Source organism: Endozoicomonas sp. ONNA2, assembly GCF_024606365.1.
Classification (GTDB): Bacteria; Pseudomonadota; Gammaproteobacteria; order Pseudomonadales; family Endozoicomonadaceae; genus Endozoicomonas.
Genome location: NZ_JAHHPO010000302.1, coordinates 1 through 1,489, shown reverse-complemented (window position 1 = coordinate 1,489; position 1,489 = coordinate 1). Strand labels below are relative to the sequence as shown.

Here is a 1,489-nt window from a genome sequence, read left to right as displayed (position 1 = left end):
TAGTACCAGCCCAAGTAGCCAGAAATATACGATTCCATATGGCCAGCTACTTAGCTATTTGACCTGCAGAACTAATTGACAATCGTCGTCGCCTGCAATCAGGAGATTCTTCATGAATGTTTCGCAAACTCCACAACAACAAGTATCCGTGATTGAGTTTATTTCCACCACCGGCCAGCACAAAACACTGACATCCATGGCCGGAACAAAAACCATCAGGGCCATCCGGGCTGATGCTCTGGAGAGCCTGTCCCATTTTCAGTGTGTTGTCTGCGAAGATGTACATAGCAAGCCCCTGAGAGCAAGATGCTGTGATGCAATACTGTGTGCCTTTTGCTACAACCATCTGGAAACCCCGAAAGCGTGTCCAAATGACAGAGAACCGTTTTTCAACACCCTGAGTCGCGACCTGATACCGATGGGTAGGCCAGTGTACAAACTGATAGAACACCTGATGAGACACTTTACCGACATCGAGGCAACCGGCACCGATACCACCAAAAGCGAGGCGCAACAAGCGGCATTGGCAACTCTGGAAGGTCGGCTCGCCAGTGGTACGGCAATACATCAGCCCTTCGGTGTGGTGAGTTCTTTACGGGCCAATCGCCATGATGTGTCAAGCAGGGCTGTATTTCGTCATCTTGCTCCTGTGCAAGCTCCTGCAATCCAACCAGTAGATACACGACCATTGTTGAATAATAGCTATACTCAAATGTACCGGGACCACATGCGGCTACTTGAGCACCAAGAGGACTTTCTTCGGCAGAGCGGGAGGAGCCTTGACGGGCTTCTGGATGCTTTCAGAAATTTTAGTCATTCTCATGGCCTTGATCCAGACAACAAGTATCCGCTTGATATGATTAATGGCATTCAAATTTTTAACGACGATGGTCTGATTGAGCTTAATGAACAGCCTCCGCAGCGCCAGCCTGCAGTGACAGTTATTGCACCCGCAGCAGCTCATGAGCTTCAGGATAACGGCTACCTCAGGATTTCACCTCGCAGCAATGAAAATAATAATGTTGTTGTAGAATTGCCGCAGGCATTTGCTCAGCCTCTCAGAATCCATAGTAACGGGGGGGATATCATCACTGGTCCTGGCTATCGGATCAAACACGGAGGGTTAATCTCATCGTCAGGGAATATTTGTATTGCAGTGGATAGCACTCGGGTAAAAGTTAAAACGACGGGTCCTGATGCTGAAGTGACTGTTGCCAACCATAACGAACCTATCGGACAGAGAACCGAACTGTGCGTACGTTCCAGCTATGGCAGAATAAGGGTTACTAACTGGTAGGCTTTGTTCGCAGAACGATAGAAACGTGTTCACGCTCAAGCCTGAGCAACACTGGGAGGCTGTCCGAGAATAGACTGCCTTGGTGCGGGGCAGCAAATTGGTTTAAAAATCCGCTTTTGTTCTGCAAATAGCCCCGTTATTCACCTCACAAAACCGAATTTTTATCCTCAATTTTCTGTCGTCCTCGCTACG

General features: G+C 48.5%; 1 protein-coding gene. It reads left to right on the top strand.

The features are described 5' to 3' along the window. Positions 1-112: 112 nt before the first annotated feature. Positions 113-1,297 (top strand): hypothetical protein, encoded by a 1,185-nt coding sequence (locus KDK14_RS05470; protein ID WP_257264009.1) that lies wholly within the window; start codon positions 113-115, stop codon positions 1,295-1,297. Positions 1,298-1,489 lie beyond the last annotated feature (192 nt).